Raw genomic sequence first — 16,770 nt, 5'->3', positions numbered from 1 at the left:
AGATCACTCGCGGCGGGCGGCTGGGGGCCATTCTACCAGCTCGCCCCGACGGCCGCATCGCTGCGCGGCGCAGACGGGACATGGTAGCATCGCCGCATGACTCTCCTTTGACGACAGGGACGCCAAGGATGCCCGATACCATTTCCAGTACCATCTCGCCGGAAGGCAGCCTGGAGATCCTCTCCCAGCACGAGGTCAGTCGCCTCCACGACACCTCCCGCACGGGGTTGCACGACCTGCTGCGCCGCTGCGCGCTGGCGGTCCTCAACTGCGGTTCGCCCACCGATGACAGCGTGGCCCTGATGGAGGCCTACCAGGACTTCGACATCGAGGTCATCCAGCAGGACCGCGGCGTGCGCCTGAAGCTCAGCAACGCCCCGGCCGAGGCGTTCGTCGACGGCCGCATGATTCGCGGCATCCGGGAACACCTCTCCTCGGTGCTGCGCGACATCGTGTACGTCTACAACGAGATCCAGACCCACCGGCGTTTCGACCTCACCACGGCGGAAGGCACGACCAACGCGGTGTTCCACATCCTGCGCAAGGCCGGCACGCTCAAGCCGGGCCGCGACCCCAGCCTGGTGGTGTGCTGGGGCGGCCACTCGATCTCCCGCGAGGAGTACGAGTACAGCAAGGACGTGGGCTACCACCTGGGCCTTCGGGAACTCGACATCTGTACCGGCTGCGGCCCCGGGGCCATGAAGGGGCCGATGAAGGGGGCCAACGTGGCCCACGCCAAGCAACGTCGCTACCAGGGCCGCTACCTGGGGGTGTCCGAGCCCGGCATCATCGCCGCCGAGGCCCCCAACCCCATCGTCAACGAGCTGGTGGTGATGCCCGACATCGAGAAGCGCCTGGAGGCCTTCGTGCGCCTGGGACACGGCATCATCGTCTTCCCCGGCGGCGTGGGCACCGCCGAGGAGATCCTCTATCTGCTGGGCATCCTGCTGCATCCGGACAACACCGACATGGAACTGCCGGTGATCTTCACCGGCCCCGAGGATTCGGCGGACTACTTCAAGCGCATCGACGAGTTCCTGATCTACACCCTGGGGGAGGAGGTGCGCCGGCACTATCGCATCATCATCGACGACCCCACCGAGGTGGCGCGCACCATGCGCAAGGGAGTCGATGCCGTGACCGAGTACCGCCGCACCCGCCAGGACGCCTTCTACTACAACTGGCGCCTCAACATCGACCGCCACTTCCAGGAACCCTTCGAAGCCACCCACGCGGCGATGGCGAGCCTGGCCCTGCATCGCCGGCAGCCGGTGCACGAGCTGGCCGCCAACCTGCGCCGCGCCTTCTCGGGGATCGTCGCCGGCAACGTCAAGGAACACGGCATCCGCGCCATCAAGGCCCATGGCCCCTTCAGGCTGCACGCCGAGACGGAACTGATGAGGCGGCTCGATGAGCTGCTCGGCTCCTTCGTCGCCCAGGGTCGCATGAAGCTCGCCGGTGACTACGTGCCCTGCTATACGCTCGAGCAGTAGGCCGAAGGCTCAGTGCCGGGCGCCGGGCGCCTTCCACCACAGCCAGAGGGCGTGGAGCAGCAGGCCCAGGGTGGCGCCATGGGCAACCAGCAGCTCCCAGCCGATCCAGTCGGTGAACAGCGCATGCCAGATGCCCATGCCCGCGAGCCCGGCGAGCAGGCTGAGGCCCAGACGGCCCAGCAGACCGGGAAGGCGGGCACGCGCCTCCTCGCCCAGCAGGCGCCAGTGGAACAGCGACACCACGACCACGGTCGCCACGGCAGCCAGGATCAGCATCAGGCGTGTCTCGTGGCCGCCCGCCAGGTAGCGTGGCACGGTGGCCAGCATCAGCACCGCCAGGCCCAGCATCAGGCTGAGCCGTTCGGCCGTCGGGTTGACCCCCACCTCAGGCCACCTTCAGCTGCTGGGATTCGATCCACTCCTCGGCCCAGGGCAGTGCCGCGTCGTCGGCCATGAAGGTTTCCATGGCATCCACCTCGAGGCGCTCGCCCAGGCGCACCGCCCCCTGGCCGGCCAGCAACTCGTCGAGGCTGCGCCCGGCACCGCAGAAGGTATCGCCGTAGGAGCTGTCGCCCAGGGCGATCAAGCCGTAGCGCAGGCTGGTCAGCGACGGGGACTGCTCGTCGAGCTCGCGCACGAAGGGCACGAAGTTGCCGGGGTAGTCCCCGCTGCCGGTGGTGGAGACGCAGAACAGCGCCAGGTCGGTGGCCGATCCGGTGAGGTCCTCCAGGGTCGGCTGATCGAAGATGGCCACCTCGTAGCCGGCTTCCTCGAACAGCGGCTTGACCTGCTCGGCGACGTCCAGTGCGCCACCGTACATGGTTCCGACAAAGATCTTCAGCATGGGCATGTCATGGAATTACCTGAGAATTTCGGTCAGATATTAACATGAGGCAAGATCACCGCGCATCCCGCCCACGATGCGGGGTGGGACAGAAGGTCGCAGGGGGCGCCCTGCAACCGCCGCCCATGTCCGAGTATCATGCTCGGGTTTTCTTCCCTTCGCGGAGGCGGTATGCAGCAGACCTTCGAGGCCTGGATCACGCCGGTCATGATCGGCGGCCTGATCCTCTTCATGTCCTTCATCATCTGGGACCTGGCTCGCAAGTCCAACGCCGGGCGCTTCGGCACCCTCATGCTGTTCGTCGTGCTGGGGGCCGGCATGATGGGCTATGTCTTCAAGGTGGTCATCACCTGGATGATGGAGAACGGCGGCGTCTGATCCCCTGACGCGCCAACGCCACCCGTGGGTGGCGTTGGCGCGGATGGAGCACTCAGGGGGCTTCGCCGTCGTAGCTCTCGACCTGGCTCTTGAGCTTCTGGCCCGGCCGGAAGGTCACCACCCGCCGGGCCGAGATCGGTATCTCCTCGCCCGTCTTGGGGTTCCGGCCCGGCCTTTCGCGCTTGTCGCGCAGGTCGAAGTTGCCGAAGCCCGACAGCTTCACCTGCTCGTTCTCGCGCAGGCAGGCCCGGATCTCCTCGAAGAAGGCCTCCACCATGGACTTGGCCTCGCGCTTGGAAAGGCCGAGCTCGGCGTGCAGATGTTCGGCCAGTTCCGCCTTGGTCAATGCACCCATGTTCATTCCCTCATGGTGGGTCTGCCCCGCCGCCCGCCAGGGATCCGCATCGGCATTACCTCCCTCCGGGCGGGGTTCGATGCGACTAGCCACGCAGCTCGGCATCCAGGTGCTGACGCGACTCGGCGACGATGGCGTCGACCAACTGATTGATTTCATCGTCATTCAGCGTGCGCGAAGGATGCTGCCAGGTCAAGCCCAGCGCGATGCTCTTGCGGCCTTCCGGCACCCCCGCCCCCCGGTAGACATCGAACAGGCGCGACTCGACGAGCCACTCCCCCGCCTGGCCACGGATGGTGTCGAGCAGGGCCTGGACCGGCAGGTCCTCGTCGACCAGGAAGGCCAGGTCACGGCGAACCTCGGGGTAGCGGGACAGGGGCGTGAAGGCCGGCACCCGCCCATGGGTCAGGGCATCCAGGCGCACCTCGAACATCAGGGCATCGACCTTCAGGCCCAGCCGTGCGCGCACCGCCGGGTGCAGGGTGCCGATCCAGCCGGCCTCCTCGCCGCGGTGGAGCAGGCGGGCGCACTGCCCGGGGTGCAGGGCCGAGTGCTCGGCCGGCTCGAAGCGCCAGGCCTCCGGGTCGCCCCCCATGGCCAGCAGGCTCTCGAGGTCGCCCTTGAGGTCGAAGAAGTCGACCTTGTCCCTGCCGCCGGCCCAGCCCTCGGGATCCCGGGAACCACACACCAGCGCGCCGAGCATCGGTGTCTGGTGCAGGTCGTCGAGCTCGCCCCGGAACACCAGGCCGGTCTCGAACAGCCGCACCCGGGTCTGCTGGCGGTTGAGGTTGTGCTGCAGCGCCCGCACCAGCCCCGGGAAGAGACTGGCCCGCATCACCGAGAGATCGCTGGAGATGGGATTGGCCAGCGCCGGTGACACGGCCTCGGGCAGCAGCGCCTCCTGCAGCTCCGGTGACACGAAGCTGTAGGTCACCGCCTCCTGGTAGCCCCGGGCGACCATCTGGCGTCGCAGCAGGGCCAGCGGGGTACGCGCCTCATGGTCGGGACGCAGCGACAGGCGAGCCAACGGGCGGCGTACCGGCAGGCGATTGTAGCCATGGATGCGCGCCACCTCCTCGATCAGGTCCTCCTCGATGGCGATGTCGAAACGCCAGCTCGGCGACCAGGCCAGCCAGCCCTCGGCGGTGGTCTCGACGGTCATGCCCAGCCGCTCGAGGATCTCGCGGACCTCGTCGGCGGGCAATGCCTTGCCCAGCGCCTGTTCGAGGCGCGCGGCACCCAGGCGGACCTGGCGCTCGCCGGGCAGGTGAGCGCGGCTGGCCACCTCCAGCAGCGGCCCGGGCTCGCCGCCGGTGATCTCCAGCAGCAGGGCCGTGGCGCGCTCCGCGGCCTCCCTGGCCAGTGCCGGATCGACGCCCCGCTCGAAGCGGTGCGAGGCATCGGTGTGCAGGCCATAGGCGCGCGCCTGGCCCGCCACCGCCAGCGGCGAGAAGAACGCCGACTCGAGGAAGATGTCGCGGGTCTCGGCGCTGACGCCGGAGTGCTCGCCGCCCATCACCCCGGCGACGGCCAGCGGGCCACGCTCGTCGGCGATCACCAGGGTGGCGTCGCCCAGGGTGATCTCCTGGCCGTCGAGCAGCACCAGGCGCTCGCCTTCGCGCGCCAGGCGGACGACCACGGCGCCGTGCAGGTTGGCACGGTCGAAGGCATGCAGCGGCTGCCCCAGCTCCAGCATCACGTAGTTGGTGACGTCGACCACCGGGTCGATGGCGCGGATACCGCTGCGCCGCAGGCGCTCCACCATCCACAGCGGCGTCTCGGCGGTGACGTCGACACCCTTGATCAGGCGTCCGATGTAGCGCGGGCAGTGCTCCGGGGCCTCGACCCGCACCGGGAAGGTCTCGTCATGGGTCGGCGCCACCGGCTGAATGGCGGGACCGCCGACCGCCAGGCGGTTGAGGACCCCCACCTCCCGGGCCATGCCCTTGACGCTCAGGCAATCGCCACGGTTCGGCGTCAGGTCCACCTCGATGGTGTGGTCGTCGAGCCCCATGAAGGCTCGGAAGCCCTCCCCCACGGGGGCATCCGCCGGCAGCTCGAGGATGCCGTGGGAGGCCTCCTCCTCCAGGCCCAGCTCCGAGGCGGAGCAGATCATCCCGCGGGACTCCTGACCGCGCAGCTTGGCCTTCCTGATCTTGAAGTCGCCGGGCAGCACCGCGCCGACCCGGGCGAAGGGCACCTTCTGGCCCGCCGCGACATTGGGCGCACCGCACACCACCTGGACCGTCTGGCCCGAGCCGTCGTCGACCTGGCAGACGTTCAGCTTGTCGGCATCGGGGTGCTGGCGCTTCTCCACCACCTCGGCCACCACCACGCCCTCGAAGGCCTCGGCCACGGATTCCACCGCGTCCACCTCGAGGCCGGCCATGGTGATCTGGTCGGCCAGGGCCTGGGTCGCCAGCTGCGGCGAGACCCATTCGCGCAGCCACTGTTCGGAAAATTTCATGACAAATCCTGTGTTCTGCTGGTGCGATGGACGATCAGGCGAACTGCCTGAGGAAGCGCAGGTCGTTCTCGAAGAACAGCCGCAGGTCGTTGACCCCGTAGCGCAGCATCGCCAGTCGCTCGGCCCCCATGCCGAAGGCGAAGCCCTTGTAGCGCCCGGCATCGATGCCGGAGTGGCGGAACACCTCCGGATGCACCATGCCGCACCCCATCACCTCGAGCCAGCCGCTGTGGGAACAGACCCGGCAGCCGTCACCGCCGCACATCACGCACTGGATGTCGACCTCGGCCGAGGGCTCGGTGAAGGGGAAATAGGAGGGCCGGAAGCGTACCGAGAGGTCATCGCGCTCGAAGAAGGCGTGCAGGAAGTCCTCGATGGTGCCCTTGAGGTCGGCGAAGCTGACGTCCTCGTCGACCAGCAGCCCCTCCACCTGGTTGAACATCGGCGTGTGGGTCAGGTCGGAGTCGCTGCGGTAGACCCGTCCCGGGCAGATGATCCGGATCGGCGGGGCCTGCTCCTTCATGGTCCTCACCTGGACGGGCGAGGTATGGGTTCGCAGCAGCCGGGTGGCATCGAAGTAGAAGGTGTCCGCCATGCCGCGGGCCGGATGGTGGGCCGGGATGTTGAGCGCCTCGAAGTTGTGGTAGTCATCCTCGATCTCCGGCCCCATCGCCACGTCGTAGCCGATGCGGGTGAAGAGCCCCTCGATGCGCTCCAGGGTACGGGTGACCGGATGCAGGCCGCCACTGGGCTGGCCACGTCCCGGCAGGGTCACGTCGATGCGCTCGGCGGCCAGCCGCGCCTCGAGCGCGGCCTTCTCCAGGGTGTGACGCCGCGCCTCGAGCTCCTGGCCCAGGGCCTGCTTGGCCTGGTTGATGCGCTCGCCTGCCACCGGGCGCTCTTCCGGGGGCAGCTTGCCGAGGCCCTTGAGCAGTGCGGTGATCTCGCCCTTCTTGCCGAGATAGCGCACACGCAGCTCCTCCAGGGCCGGAATGGTGTCGGCAGCCTGGATGGCGTGGCGCGCCTCGGTGACCAGAGTAGGAAGATGGTCCATCCGTTGAGCTCCGAAGTCGTTGGTCCTGCATTGATGTCGCTTGCAAAAAAAACAGGGGAAGAGCGGCTGCTCTTCCCCTGCAACGCCTGCGACCGACCGGCAAGTACCGGACGGCCACGGTCGATGTCACTTACTGGGCAGCCTTGGCCTTCTCGACGATGGCGGCAAAGGCAGCCTTCTCGTTGACGGCCAGGTCGGCCAGCACCTTGCGATCGATCTCGATACCGGCCTTCTTCAGGCCGCCGACGAAGCGGCTGTAGGAGAGACCGTGCTGACGGGCACCGGCGTTGATGCGCTGGATCCACAGGGCGCGGAACTGGCGCTTGCGCTGGCGGCGGTCACGATAGGCATACTGGCCGGCCTTGATGACGGCCTGCTTGGCCACGCGAAAGACGCGCGAACGGGCACCGTAGTAGCCCTTGGCCTGCTTGAGAATCTTCTTGTGACGGCGACGGGCAACGACGCCACGCTTGACACGAGTCATAGCAATCTCCTGACGTTAGGGGGTCTACCAAGGGTTACAGGTTGGGCAGCATCCGCTGGATCAGCTGCTTGTCCGCGTCATGGATCTGCTTCATGCCGCGCAGGTGACGCTTCCGCTTGGTGGATTTCTTGGTCAGGATGTGGCTACGGAACGACTGCTTGTGCTTGAAGCCGTTGGCCGTCTTCTTGAAGCGCTTGGCAGCGCCGCTGTTGCTCTTGATCTTCGGCATGAGATTCACTCCGCTCGAGGTTTCTTGAGAAAACCCGGGGCCACCGGGAAGCGCAGGCGCTCCCCGGCCGTTTGACGGGCCGTCGGGTCACTTCTTCTTGGGGGCAATGATCATGATCATCTGGCGCCCTTCCATCTTGGGGAAGGACTCCACGGTCCCGATCTCCTCGAGATCCGCGGCGATCCGCTCCATCAGCTTGCGGCCGATGTCCTGGTGCGCCATTTCACGGCCGCGAAAACGCAGCGTGACCTTGCCCTTGTCGCCACCTTCGAGGAAACGCGTCAGGTTCTTGAGCTTCACCTGATAGTCGCCCTCGTCGGTGCCAGGCCGGAACTTGACTTCCTTGACCTGGATCTGCTTCGTCTTCTTCTTCTGGGCAGACTTCTGCTTCTTCTGCTCGAAGACGAACTTGCCGTAATCCATGATCTTGCAGACGATCGGATCGGCGTTGGAAATCTGCACGAGGTCCATTCCCGCGGCTTCGGCACGCTCCAGCGCTTCGCTGGTGGGCACGACGCCCAGCTGTTCGCCGTCGCTGTCGATCAGGCGAACCTGATCCTCGGTAATGCGCTCGTTCATCGGGGGGCGCTTGTCCTGAACGCGCCCTCTTGGGTTGCTTCGCTTGATCGCTACGTCTCCTTAAGACAATTGACGATGTCGTCAGCCGAGTTCGGCACTCAGACGCTCGATGAGGTCGCTGACCCTCATGGTTCCGAGATCCTCGCCGGTGCGCGTGCGCACGGCCACCGAGTCGGCCTCGACTTCCTTATCCCCCACTACCAGGAGATAGGGAACTTTCTGCAACGTATGCTCGCGGATTTTAAAGCCGATCTTCTCGTTCCTCAAGTCCGCCTTGACGCGCAAGCCGATTTTCTGCAGACGATGCTCGAGCTGCGAGGCATACTCGCGCTGCGCATCGGTGATGGTCATCACCACCGCCTGCTGGGGCGCCAGCCACAGCGGCATGGCCCCGGCGTAGTGCTCGATCAGGATGCCGATGAAGCGCTCGAAGGAACCCAGTATCGCCCGATGCAGCATCACCGGGGTCTTGCGCGCCCCGTCCTCGTCGACGAACTGGGCGCCGAGGCGGGCCGGCAGGTTGAAATCCAGTTGCAGGGTACCACACTGCCAGACCCGGTTGAGGCAATCGCGCAGGGCGAACTCGATCTTGGGGCCGTAGAAGGCCCCCTCGCCCGGCTGCAGCTCCCACTCCAGCCCGGTGGCGTCCAGGGCCGCCTCGAGCCCCGCCTCGGCGCGGTCCCACATCTCGGGCTCGCCCATCAGCTCGCCGTCGGGCCGGGTGGAGAGCTTGAGCTCGACGTCCTCGAAGCCGAGTTCCCGGTAGACCTTGAGCGTCAGGGCGATGAAGGCCTCGGCCTCGGCCTGGACCTGGTCCTCGGTGCAGAAGATATGCGCGTCGTCCTGGGTGAAGCCGCGCACCCGCATCAGGCCGTGCAGGGCCCCGGACGGCTCGTTGCGGTGACAGCTGCCGAACTCCGCCAGGCGCAGCGGCAGGTCGCGGTAGCTCTTGAGTCCCTGGTTGAACACCTGCACATGGCAGGGGCAGTTCATCGGCTTGACCGCGTAGTCGCGCTTCTCCGACTCGGTGGTGAACATCATGTCGCTGTAGTGGCCCCAGTGGCCGGACTTCTTCCACAGCGACAGGTCGACGATCTGCGGGGTCTTGATCTCCTGGTAGCCGTTCTCGACCTGCACCCGGCGCATGTACTGCTCCAGGGCCTGGTAGAGGGTCCAGCCATTGGGGTGCCAGAAGACCATCCCCGGCGCCTCCTCCTGGAGGTGAAAGAGGTCCATCTTGCGGGCCAGCTTGCGGTGGTCGCGCTTCTCGGCCTCCTCGAGGCGCTTGAGGTAGGCCTTGAGGTGCTTCTTGTCGCCCCAGGCCGTGCCGTAGATACGCGTCAGCATCGGCTTGCTGGCGTCACCGCGCCAGTAGGCGCCGGCCAGCTTGGTGAGCTTGAAGGCCTTCAGGTGCCGGGTATTGGGCACGTGGGGGCCCCGGCACATGTCGATGTACTCGTCGTGATGGTAGAGACGGATGGTCTCGCCTTCGGGGATCTCGCGCACGATCTCCTGCTTGTAGGGCTCGTCGCGGTGCAGGAAGGTGAGCATCGCCTTGTCCCGATCGACGTACTCGCGCACCACGTCGTATTCGCTGTCGATCAGCGCCTTCATGCGCTCCTCGATCGCCTCGAGGTCTTCCGGTGTTATCGACTCGCCGAAATCGATGTCGTAGTAGAACCCATCGTCGATCACCGGCCCGATGGCCATCCTGGCCTCGGGATAGAGCTGCTTGACGGCATGGCCGATCAGGTGGGCGCAGGAGTGGCGAATGACCTCCAGGCCCTCGGGGTCACGGGCGGTGAGGATCGCCACCTCGGCGTCGTGGTCGATGATGTCGGCGGCATCCACCGCCACGCCGTCGATCTTGCCGGCCACACAGGCCTTGGCCAGACCGGGGCCGATGCTTTCGGCCAGCTGCATCACGGAAAGGGGTTCGTCGAAGGTTCTCTGACTGCCGTCGGGCAGGGTCACGATGGGCATGAAAGGGTCCTTGTGCGCAGTGGTGGCCCATACGAGAGACCACATGTCGCGATGAACGAAGAGTGAACGATGAAAGACCGCACCCCTCCCCGACCATCACGCCGGACGCAACGAAGCGACAGGCGCGAGACGGTGCCGGAGACCGGCGCGGCGAGCGCCTACCTTACCAGAAGCGCCGCCACCGGCGCCATGGCCGGCGGCGGAAACGACCGAAGGCGCCTCTTGGCGCCTTCGGCAACCGGACGGGATGGCGTCCGGTACTCTCGGATCACGAATGATCGGTCAGATCACTGGCGATCGATCTCGACACGACGGTTCAGGGCACGGCCCTCGTCGGTGTCATTGGTGGCGACCGGACGCTCCTCACCGTAACCCACTGCGGTCATGCGCTCCCCGGCGATGCCCTGGGACATCAGGTAGTCACGCACGGATTCGGCGCGACGCTGGGACAGGCCCTGGTTGTACTCGGCGGAACCGACCGAGTCGGTATGCCCTTCGATACGCACGCGCAGTTCGGGGTTCTCGCGCAGGCGGCGAGCGACCTCGTCCAGGGTGACCTCGGCCTGGGGACGCAGTTCGGCTCGGTCAAAGGCGAAGTTGACTTCACTGGAGAGCACCACCGGCTCGAACTCGGGCTCGGGGGCGGGTTCGGGCTCGGGCATCGGCTCGGGCTCCGGCTCGGCGACGGGTTCGGGGGTGCGGTCGGCACACAGCAGGGCACCGATGGCGGAACCGGTGGTCGCACCGATGACGGCACCGGTCTCCTCATCCGAGCTGCCGCTGGTGGCATAGCCGATGCTGCCGCCGATCAGGCCACCGGCGATCCCGCAGACCACCGGCTGCTGGTACCAGGCACGATCGGACGATCCCGCCGAGGATTGGGAGGCCGAACTGGCGCAGCCGGAAAGGCCGATAACCAGTGCGGAACCGAGCAACAAGCCAGTCGTTGATCTTTTCATGGGTAAGACTCCTTCTTGACGCAATTCTGGCAAGACACGCCAGTGTTGGCGGTACTGCCATCCAGCGGGTCCGATGGGTTGACCGGAATGCAGGCCGCCAGGCAGACCTGCCACACTGACCAAGAAAGCACGAAAGTGCCGATTCGGCCAGTTTCCAGCGCCGAATGATCGCGGGCAGCGCCCGAATATCAATCATCTACGGCCGGGTAAAGCTTGCAGCAGGCAGCGCCTTGATGCAATCGCGATCTTTGCCGTCCTGCCCTCGAGCGAGGGGTCAATGCAGGCCTTGCGGCCAGCGGCGGCGGAACTCCGCGGCGACCCTGGCCGCCTCGAGGACCGCCTCGCGCATCTCGTCCTCGACGGCGAGACGCTCGCGATCCTCCTGCATGCGCTGCTTGGGGGTCAATGCCTCCCGGGCGGAATGGGTGTGCAGATGGCGGGTACGCGCATGCACCTCGCCGAAGGCCCGGAAGGGCGATCGCTCCATCAGTTGCGGATCGAGGATCTCCAGCAACACCTTGCAACGCCAGGCACCCTCGGTCACGTCCACCTGCTCCTGGAGCAGGGCCGATGCCACCAGTTCGAGGTTCTCCAGGCAATTGTCGCGAGCTCGCTGCGCCTCCTCTTCGCGAAAGGCACGACGGCGCTGCACCTCCTGGCGAAGCGTGTAGGCATAGGCGGCGAGGCCGGCGATGATCGCCAGGCCCACGCCGAGCAGTATCATTGCAGTGGTCGTGGTCATCGGGGTTCCACAGGGTCGTTGGGCTGCCGGCCATTCTACATGGCGGGTCGTCGCGCCCCAATCCCCTCAGCCGCCACGGGACCGCGCCCCGGGAAGCGGACCCGGCCGGCGACTCGATGACGATCGCCCCTCGCCCTGTCCGCAGTGCAGCCGCTATGCTGCCTACCGTTCCTCGATGACACGGAGTCCTCATGGCAGCCACCGACGATACCCCCGACAAGGTGCCGGGACCATCCAGGGTCGGGCGCATCGGCCTCTGGCTGGGCCCCTCGTGGATCCTGCTGACACTGCTGCTGCCCGCCCCGGCGGGCATGGGCGACCCGGCCTGGGCCTGTGTCGGCCTGGCCCTGATGATGGCCACCTGGTGGTCCACCGAGGCGGTCCCGATCCCGGTCACCTCGCTGCTGCCGCTGGTGCTCGTCCCGGCCCTGGGCATCGGCGGCATGGGCGAGACCGCCTCGAGCTACGCCAACCCGATCATCTACCTGTTTCTGGGCGGCTTCCTGCTGGGCATCGCCATGCAGCGCTGGAACCTGCACCGGCGCATCGCGCTGCACGTGCTCCAGGTGGTCGGTGCCAGGCCGCGGCACCAGATCGGTGGCTTCATGATCGCCACCGGCTTCCTCAGCATGTGGGTCTCCAATACCGCCACCACCATCATGATGCTGCCGATCGGCATGTCGGTGCTCAGCCTGCTGGAAGACAGCGACCCGGCCGAGCTCAAGCGCTATGCCACCGCCCTGCTGCTGGCCATCGCCTACTCCGCCAGCATCGGCGGCGTGGCGACCCTGATCGGCACCCCGCCGAACGCGCTGCTGGCCGGCTACCTGGCCGAGGACCGCGGGATCGACATCGGCTTCGCCGAGTGGATGCTGATCGGCCTGCCGATCAGCATCGCCATGATGGCCAGCGCCTGGTGGTGGCTGACCCGTCGCGGCTTCGTGCTGAGCACCGGTGGCGCCAGCGCCGGCATGATCCAGGGCGAGCTCGCCAGGCTCGGGCGCATGACCCCGGCGGAACGTCGGGTGGGCATCACCTTCCTGCTCGCGGCGCTGGCATGGGTGGCACGCCCCCTGCTCAACGACCTGGGGCTGGACTGGCTGTCCGACACCAGCATCGCCATCGCCGCCGGCATCGCGCTCTTCCTGATACCCAGCGGTCGCGGAAACGGCGAGCGGCTGATGGTCTGGGAAGCCGCCCAGACGCTGCCCTGGGGCATCCTGCTGCTGTTCGGCGGCGGCCTGGCGCTGGCCGGCACCATCAGCCGCTCCGGGCTGGCCGAGTGGATCGCCGGGCAGCTCGGCCTGTTCGGCGTCTTTCCGCTGCTGGCCCTGGTGGGCGTCGTGGTGCTGGTGATCATCTTCCTCACCGAGATCACCTCCAACACCGCCACCGCCGCCGCCTTCCTGCCGCTGCTCGGCGCCCTGGCGCTGTCACTGGACATCTCTCCGCTGCTGATCACGGTGCCCGCCGCCATCGCCGCCAGCTGCGCCTTCATGATGCCGGTGGCCACACCGCCCAACGCCATCGTGTTCGCCACCGGCCACTTGAAGGTCCAGTCGATGATCCGCGCCGGCTTCATGCTCAACCTGGTCAGCACGGTGCTGGTCACCCTGATGGCCTACTTCCTGATCGTCACCCTCTGGTAGGCCGGAAACGTCACGGGCCCGGCGATCGCCGGGCCCGTGACGGGTTCAGCCCGAGCGGTCGCGGAGGTCACCACGCCCAGGCGAGGGCATAGTGGTCCAGCAGCAGCACGCCGAAGACCCCCAGGATGTAGCGGATCGAGAACCAGAATGCCGACAACGGGGCGCGAGGGTCCCTGCCCCGCCACACCTTCCAGTTCCAGAACATGAAGCGTGCATTGAGCGCCATGACCCCGACCAGGTAGACCGCGCCGCTCATGCCGATCACGAAGGGCAGCAGGGTGACCGCCACGGTGAGCCAGCCATAGAGCCAGACCTGCAGGCGGGTGAAGGCTTCGCCGTGGGTCACCGGCAGCATGGGCACGCCGGCCCTGGCGTATTCGTCACGCTTGTGGATCGCCAGGGCCCAGAAATGCGGCGGCGTCCAGGCGAACACGATCAGCATCAGCAGCAACGGCTCCGGGCCCAGCTGGCCGGTCACCGCGGTCCAGCCCAGCAGGGGCGGCGCCGCCCCTGCCACGCCGCCGATGACGATATTCTGGGGCGTGGCCCGCTTGAGGAAGGCGGTGTAGATCAGGGCGTAACCGATCAACGAGCCCAGCGTCAGCCAGGCCGTCAGGGCGTTGACCTGCCACACCAGCAGGCCGATCCCGGCTACCGAGAGCAGCGTGGCCCAGCCCAGCGCCACCGAGGTGGGCATGCGTCGCGAGGCCAGCGGACGTCGCGAGGTCCTCAGCATCATCGCATCCAGGCGGCGATCCACGACGTGGTTGAACGCCGCGGCACCGCCCGCGGCCAGGCCGATGCCGACCAGGCCATACACCACCACCGCCAGGGAAGGCAGCACCGGCCGCGCCAGGGCCATCCCCACCAGGGCACAGGCCAGCATCACCACCACCACCCTCGGCTTGCACAGGGTCACCAGGTCCCGCCAGCCCCACTGGGCCGCGTCCAGCGACTCGACGCGCTCCACCATCGCATTAGGCATGCGCCCACTCCTTCTCTGCCTGTTGTCGTTTCTCGTGCTGCACCACCGGCTCCCGCCAGGCCCAGACAGCCAGGGCCATCAGCACCACCAGGGCCACCGCCCCGGCGGTGTGGAGCAGGGCCAGCCAGAGCGGCAGCCACAGCAGCACATTGGCGATCCCCAGCCCCAGCTGCACGGCATAGGCACCCAGCAGGCCCCCCAGCCAGGGGCGCAGGCGGCGTTCGTGCCAGTGGCGCCACGCCAGCAGCAGCAGTCCCAGGCCGAGCGCAAGCCCGCCGAGACGATGGCCGAAATGGATGGCCGTGCGGGCATCGGCATGCAGCTGTCCATGGAGGTAATTGGGCCCCACGGTCTGGGTCAGGTGGAAGCCCTCGCTCCAGTCGCTGGCCGGCCACCACTGGCCGTTGCAGGTGGGAAAGCCCTGGCAGGCGATACCGGCATAGTTGCTCGACACCCAGCCGCCCAGCGCCAGCTGGACGAGCAGCAGCACCATCGCCAGGCCCCACAGGGGGGTCAACCGCCGCCGCGGCGCCGCCGCGGCGCTACCCGAGGCGAAGCGCCGCAGGCGCAGGTGAAGCCAGAGGAACAGCAGCATCACCGAGAGCCCGCCGAGCAGGTGGAGGGTCACCACCTGGGGCCACAGCTTGAGCGTCACGGTGAAGGCCCCGAAGGCCCCCTGCATCAGGATCACGGCCAGCAGCGCCAGGCTGACCCCCCAGGGATACCCGGTCCGACGGCGAAACGGCGCCCCCAGCAGGACCAGGGCGATCACCAGCAGCCCCAGGGTCGAGGCGACATAGCGGTGGATCATCTCGACCCAGGCCTTGAAGCTCTCCAGGGGGGCATCCGGGCTGTGCAGCAACGCCCGATCCACGTCCGGCACCACCAGGCGCCCATAGCAGCCCGGCCAGTCGGGGCAACCCAGGCCGGCATCCACCAGTCGTGTCCACACCCCCACCAGCACCACGCCGATGGTGAAGACCACCCCTGCCAGGCTCAGGGTGATGAGCAGGCGCAGCCTGCGCTCCGGGTTCGTCATCGCCACCTCGTTCCTCTCCGCCTGCTGCGGCATGTTCAGTTCTGTGCCACCTGGCGCGCCGCCTTCCGCGAAGGCGCCGGGTTCATCCGCAGCAGCTGGTTGACGTCATCGAGCACGTCCCGGGCATCGACGCCGGCCGCATAGCCGAGCACGGCCTCGCCCCGGGGATCGAGCACCCACAGGTGGCCCGGCTGGCGCCACTCGGGGGGCGTCGACCAGTCCACGACCACCTCGCCGGGCAGGGCCTGCCCCGCGCCGCCGATGCGCAGGCGGCTCACCCGAGGGGCCTCACTGCCCAGCGCCCGATGCAGCCGCCACCACTGGTCGGCCAGGTCGTCACAGCGGGTGCTGCAGTCGAAGGCCAGGACCCAGCCATCCACCGGGCCGTGGGGCTCCGCCAGTGGCCACCGCGCCAGGGCCGGTATCTCCGGGGCCAGCTCCCCGTGGGCGGTGCGCTGCTCGGGGATGCCGATACGCCAGGCCACCATGACCCAGGCGACCAGCAGCGGCAGCACGAAGATCGCCAACAGCGCCAGGAGCTTGAGCCTGGCGTGTCGAATACCGTGGGCGGGGGTCATCAGCGAGTCTCCTCGGCGAGCAGTGAAGGAAGGGGGCGACGGGCATCCCGGCGCAAGCGGCGCCCGCCGACCAGCATCGCCGCGAGCGCCGCCACGGCCAGCCCCCACCACTGGAAGGCGTAGCCGAGATGGCGGCTCGGCGGCATCACGCTGGGCGTCCACCAGGACTCGAGATGCCCCGGACCGGCTTCGAGGTGCAGCCAGCCTTCATGGGCGAAATCCAGCGACCAGGCGGCGAGATCGATCCTCTGCAGGCGCTGCGCCTCGCGGTTGGGACCGAAAAGCGGACCGCCCTTCCCCGCCGGCTGCCAGTCCCCCTCCAGCGTCACGGGCCCCGAGGGGGTCGTGACGGCTGGCGTGTCGCGGGTCGTGCCGGTGGCCAGGAAGCCGCGCTGCACCAGCCACAGCCTGCCGTCATCGCCACGCAACGGTGTCAGCACGGCGACGCCGAGCCGGCCATCGTGGGTGCGGTTGTCCAGAAAGAGGGTCTCCCCGGCCAGGTAGGCACCGGACAGGGTGATCCGGCTGCCATCGGGCGGGGTCTCGCGGGGGGCCTCAAGGTGCGGCGCCGCCTCGCGTTCGGCCAGGTACGCCCGCTTGTCGGCAGCACGCTCCCACTGCCAGGCCCCCAGCAGGAGACCGAGCACCACCAGCGGCGCCCAGAAGGCCCACCAGAGTCGTTGCCGCCGCCGTCCTGCGCAGGCATGCTGGAGATCATCGCGAGCCAAGGAGTGCCTCATGTTGCTGAAAGTCCTGATTGCCCTGGTGTTCCTGTCCATGGTGACCAGCCTGGCCGCCGGTGCCGGCTTCCTGCTGCGCGACGGCAACCAGTCCCGTCGCCTGCTCGTCTCGTTGAAGCTTCGGGTGGCCCTCGCCGCCATCCTGCTGGGCCTGCTCTTCTACGGCTTCTACTTCGACAGCCTGGCGGGCTGACGGGGCCGCCCCGCCTGAC

The 16,770-nt window shown here is 67.7% G+C and carries 19 protein-coding genes; 4 read left to right on the top strand and 15 right to left on the bottom strand.

The genetic code is table 11. The features are described 5' to 3' along the window. Positions 1 to 128 precede the first annotated feature (128 nt). On the top strand, positions 129 to 1,493 hold the full coding sequence (ppnN, locus tag ACOMD9_RS07325; RefSeq protein ID WP_421413222.1) for a nucleotide 5'-monophosphate nucleosidase PpnN: 1,365 nt from the start codon (positions 129 to 131) through the stop codon (positions 1,491 to 1,493). Between the two features lie 9 nt (positions 1,494 to 1,502). Here ppnN and ACOMD9_RS07320 read toward each other — a convergent pair whose 3' ends face one another. Together ACOMD9_RS07320 and ACOMD9_RS07315 are read right to left on the bottom strand one after the other, a co-directional pair. After that, on the bottom strand, positions 1,503 to 1,877 hold the full coding sequence (locus tag ACOMD9_RS07320; RefSeq protein ID WP_421413221.1) for a hypothetical protein: 375 nt from the start codon (positions 1,875 to 1,877) through the stop codon (positions 1,503 to 1,505). 1 nt (position 1,878) lies between these two features. Next, a complete protein-coding gene (locus ACOMD9_RS07315; protein WP_421413219.1) occupies positions 1,879 to 2,343 on the bottom strand; it encodes a flavodoxin domain-containing protein in 465 nt (154 codons plus the stop codon). 165 nt (positions 2,344 to 2,508) lie between these two features. Here ACOMD9_RS07315 and ACOMD9_RS07310 point away from each other — a divergent pair, with 165 nt between their 5' ends. Then, on the top strand, positions 2,509 to 2,715 hold the full coding sequence (locus tag ACOMD9_RS07310; protein ID WP_421413218.1) for a DUF2788 domain-containing protein: 207 nt from the start codon (positions 2,509 to 2,511) through the stop codon (positions 2,713 to 2,715). Between the two features lie 52 nt (positions 2,716 to 2,767). Here the strand turns inward: ACOMD9_RS07310 and ihfA are convergent, their stop codons facing one another. From ihfA to ACOMD9_RS07265, 9 genes are all read right to left on the bottom strand, one after another. Beyond that, positions 2,768 to 3,070 (bottom strand): integration host factor subunit alpha, encoded by a 303-nt coding sequence (ihfA, locus tag ACOMD9_RS07305; protein WP_110284930.1) that lies wholly within the window; start codon positions 3,068 to 3,070, stop codon positions 2,768 to 2,770. Between the two features lie 85 nt (positions 3,071 to 3,155). Beyond that, entirely contained in the window at positions 3,156 to 5,537 is a 2,382-nt protein-coding gene (gene pheT, locus ACOMD9_RS07300; protein WP_421413216.1) for a phenylalanine--tRNA ligase subunit beta, read from the bottom strand. Between the two features lie 34 nt (positions 5,538 to 5,571). Then, complete coding sequence (gene pheS, locus ACOMD9_RS07295; protein WP_421413215.1) at positions 5,572 to 6,591, bottom strand: phenylalanine--tRNA ligase subunit alpha; 1,020 nt, start codon at positions 6,589 to 6,591, stop codon at positions 5,572 to 5,574. Positions 6,592 to 6,721: 130 nt separating this feature from the next. Beyond that, the gene (gene rplT / locus ACOMD9_RS07290) at positions 6,722 to 7,075 is read right to left on the bottom strand and encodes a 50S ribosomal protein L20 (protein ID WP_013332273.1); all 354 of its coding nucleotides are present in this window, start codon (positions 7,073 to 7,075) and stop codon (positions 6,722 to 6,724) included. Between the two features lie 34 nt (positions 7,076 to 7,109). Continuing rightward, positions 7,110 to 7,304, bottom strand: coding sequence for a 50S ribosomal protein L35 (rpmI, locus tag ACOMD9_RS07285; protein ID WP_421413212.1), 195 nt, complete (start codon positions 7,302 to 7,304; stop codon positions 7,110 to 7,112). Positions 7,305 to 7,391: 87 nt separating this feature from the next. Continuing rightward, positions 7,392 to 7,931: a translation initiation factor IF-3 gene (gene infC, locus ACOMD9_RS07280; protein ID WP_421413351.1), complete on the bottom strand. Its 540-nt coding sequence runs from the start codon at positions 7,929 to 7,931 to the stop codon at positions 7,392 to 7,394. A gap of 33 nt (positions 7,932 to 7,964) precedes the next feature. Continuing rightward, positions 7,965 to 9,866: a threonine--tRNA ligase gene (gene thrS / locus ACOMD9_RS07275; RefSeq protein WP_421413210.1), complete on the bottom strand. Its 1,902-nt coding sequence runs from the start codon at positions 9,864 to 9,866 to the stop codon at positions 7,965 to 7,967. A gap of 287 nt (positions 9,867 to 10,153) precedes the next feature. Then, a complete protein-coding gene (locus tag ACOMD9_RS07270; RefSeq protein ID WP_421413207.1) occupies positions 10,154 to 10,825 on the bottom strand; it encodes an OmpA family protein in 672 nt (223 codons plus the stop codon). Between the two features lie 274 nt (positions 10,826 to 11,099). Further along, positions 11,100 to 11,567: a DUF2489 domain-containing protein gene (locus tag ACOMD9_RS07265; protein WP_421413205.1), complete on the bottom strand. Its 468-nt coding sequence runs from the start codon at positions 11,565 to 11,567 to the stop codon at positions 11,100 to 11,102. A 191-nt stretch (positions 11,568 to 11,758) separates the two neighbouring features. On the opposite strand from ACOMD9_RS07265, the gene ACOMD9_RS07260 reads away from it, so the two are divergent. Continuing rightward, positions 11,759 to 13,216 carry an SLC13 family permease gene (locus ACOMD9_RS07260; protein WP_421413202.1) on the top strand — a complete coding sequence of 486 codons (1,458 nt, stop codon included), beginning with the start codon at positions 11,759 to 11,761 and terminating at the stop codon, positions 13,214 to 13,216. A gap of 67 nt (positions 13,217 to 13,283) precedes the next feature. Here the strand turns inward: ACOMD9_RS07260 and cyoE are convergent, their stop codons facing one another. Genes cyoE through ACOMD9_RS07240 form a run of 4 tightly spaced genes read right to left on the bottom strand, consistent with a single transcriptional unit; the run spans position 13,284 to position 16,558 of the window. Beyond that, complete coding sequence (gene cyoE / locus ACOMD9_RS07255) at positions 13,284 to 14,201, bottom strand: heme o synthase (RefSeq protein ID WP_421413200.1); 918 nt, start codon at positions 14,199 to 14,201, stop codon at positions 13,284 to 13,286. Beyond that, entirely contained in the window at positions 14,194 to 15,240 is a 1,047-nt protein-coding gene (locus tag ACOMD9_RS07250) for a COX15/CtaA family protein (RefSeq protein WP_421413198.1), read from the bottom strand. Before ACOMD9_RS07250 ends, cyoE begins: the two co-directional genes overlap by 8 nt. 35 nt (positions 15,241 to 15,275) lie before the next feature. Beyond that, entirely contained in the window at positions 15,276 to 15,818 is a 543-nt protein-coding gene (locus ACOMD9_RS07245) for a hypothetical protein (protein WP_421413196.1), read from the bottom strand. Then, complete coding sequence (locus tag ACOMD9_RS07240; RefSeq protein WP_421413194.1) at positions 15,818 to 16,558, bottom strand: SURF1 family protein; 741 nt, start codon at positions 16,556 to 16,558, stop codon at positions 15,818 to 15,820. The genes ACOMD9_RS07245 and ACOMD9_RS07240 overlap by 1 nt, the downstream gene beginning before the upstream one ends. Here ACOMD9_RS07240 and ACOMD9_RS07235 point away from each other — a divergent pair. Next, complete coding sequence (locus tag ACOMD9_RS07235; RefSeq protein WP_421413191.1) at positions 16,557 to 16,751, top strand: DUF2909 family protein; 195 nt, start codon at positions 16,557 to 16,559, stop codon at positions 16,749 to 16,751. The genes ACOMD9_RS07240 and ACOMD9_RS07235 overlap by 2 nt on opposite strands. Positions 16,752 to 16,770 lie beyond the last annotated feature (19 nt).

Origin of the sequence: Halomonas terrestris (genome assembly GCF_049166755.1) — a bacterium.
GTDB lineage: Bacteria > Pseudomonadota > Gammaproteobacteria > Pseudomonadales > Halomonadaceae > Halomonas.
Note: the sequence above shows the minus strand (reverse complement) of the source record. Positions and strands in the feature narration are given on the sequence as shown.

Coding starts and splice junctions, on each gene's coding strand:
- pheS (WP_421413215.1), bottom strand. CDS start 6,591: ATGGACCATCTTCCTACTCTGGTCACCGAGGCGCGCCACGCCATCCAG.
- ACOMD9_RS07250 (WP_421413198.1), bottom strand. CDS start 15,240: ATGACGAACCCGGAGCGCAGGCTGCGCCTGCTCATCACCCTGAGCCTG.
- cyoE (WP_421413200.1), bottom strand. CDS start 14,201: ATGCCTAATGCGATGGTGGAGCGCGTCGAGTCGCTGGACGCGGCCCAG.
- ihfA (WP_110284930.1), bottom strand. CDS start 3,070: ATGGGTGCATTGACCAAGGCGGAACTGGCCGAACATCTGCACGCCGAG.
- ACOMD9_RS07310 (WP_421413218.1), top strand. CDS start 2,509: ATGCAGCAGACCTTCGAGGCCTGGATCACGCCGGTCATGATCGGCGGC.
- ACOMD9_RS07235 (WP_421413191.1), top strand. CDS start 16,557: ATGTTGCTGAAAGTCCTGATTGCCCTGGTGTTCCTGTCCATGGTGACC.
- ACOMD9_RS07270 (WP_421413207.1), bottom strand. CDS start 10,825: ATGAAAAGATCAACGACTGGCTTGTTGCTCGGTTCCGCACTGGTTATC.
- rpmI (WP_421413212.1), bottom strand. CDS start 7,304: ATGCCGAAGATCAAGAGCAACAGCGGCGCTGCCAAGCGCTTCAAGAAG.
- ppnN (WP_421413222.1), top strand. CDS start 129: ATGCCCGATACCATTTCCAGTACCATCTCGCCGGAAGGCAGCCTGGAG.
- ACOMD9_RS07265 (WP_421413205.1), bottom strand. CDS start 11,567: ATGACCACGACCACTGCAATGATACTGCTCGGCGTGGGCCTGGCGATC.
- ACOMD9_RS07240 (WP_421413194.1), bottom strand. CDS start 16,558: ATGAGGCACTCCTTGGCTCGCGATGATCTCCAGCATGCCTGCGCAGGA.
- ACOMD9_RS07315 (WP_421413219.1), bottom strand. CDS start 2,343: ATGCCCATGCTGAAGATCTTTGTCGGAACCATGTACGGTGGCGCACTG.
- pheT (WP_421413216.1), bottom strand. CDS start 5,537: ATGAAATTTTCCGAACAGTGGCTGCGCGAATGGGTCTCGCCGCAGCTG.
- thrS (WP_421413210.1), bottom strand. CDS start 9,866: ATGCCCATCGTGACCCTGCCCGACGGCAGTCAGAGAACCTTCGACGAA.
- ACOMD9_RS07245 (WP_421413196.1), bottom strand. CDS start 15,818: ATGACCCCCGCCCACGGTATTCGACACGCCAGGCTCAAGCTCCTGGCG.
- ACOMD9_RS07260 (WP_421413202.1), top strand. CDS start 11,759: ATGGCAGCCACCGACGATACCCCCGACAAGGTGCCGGGACCATCCAGG.
- rplT (WP_013332273.1), bottom strand. CDS start 7,075: ATGACTCGTGTCAAGCGTGGCGTCGTTGCCCGTCGCCGTCACAAGAAG.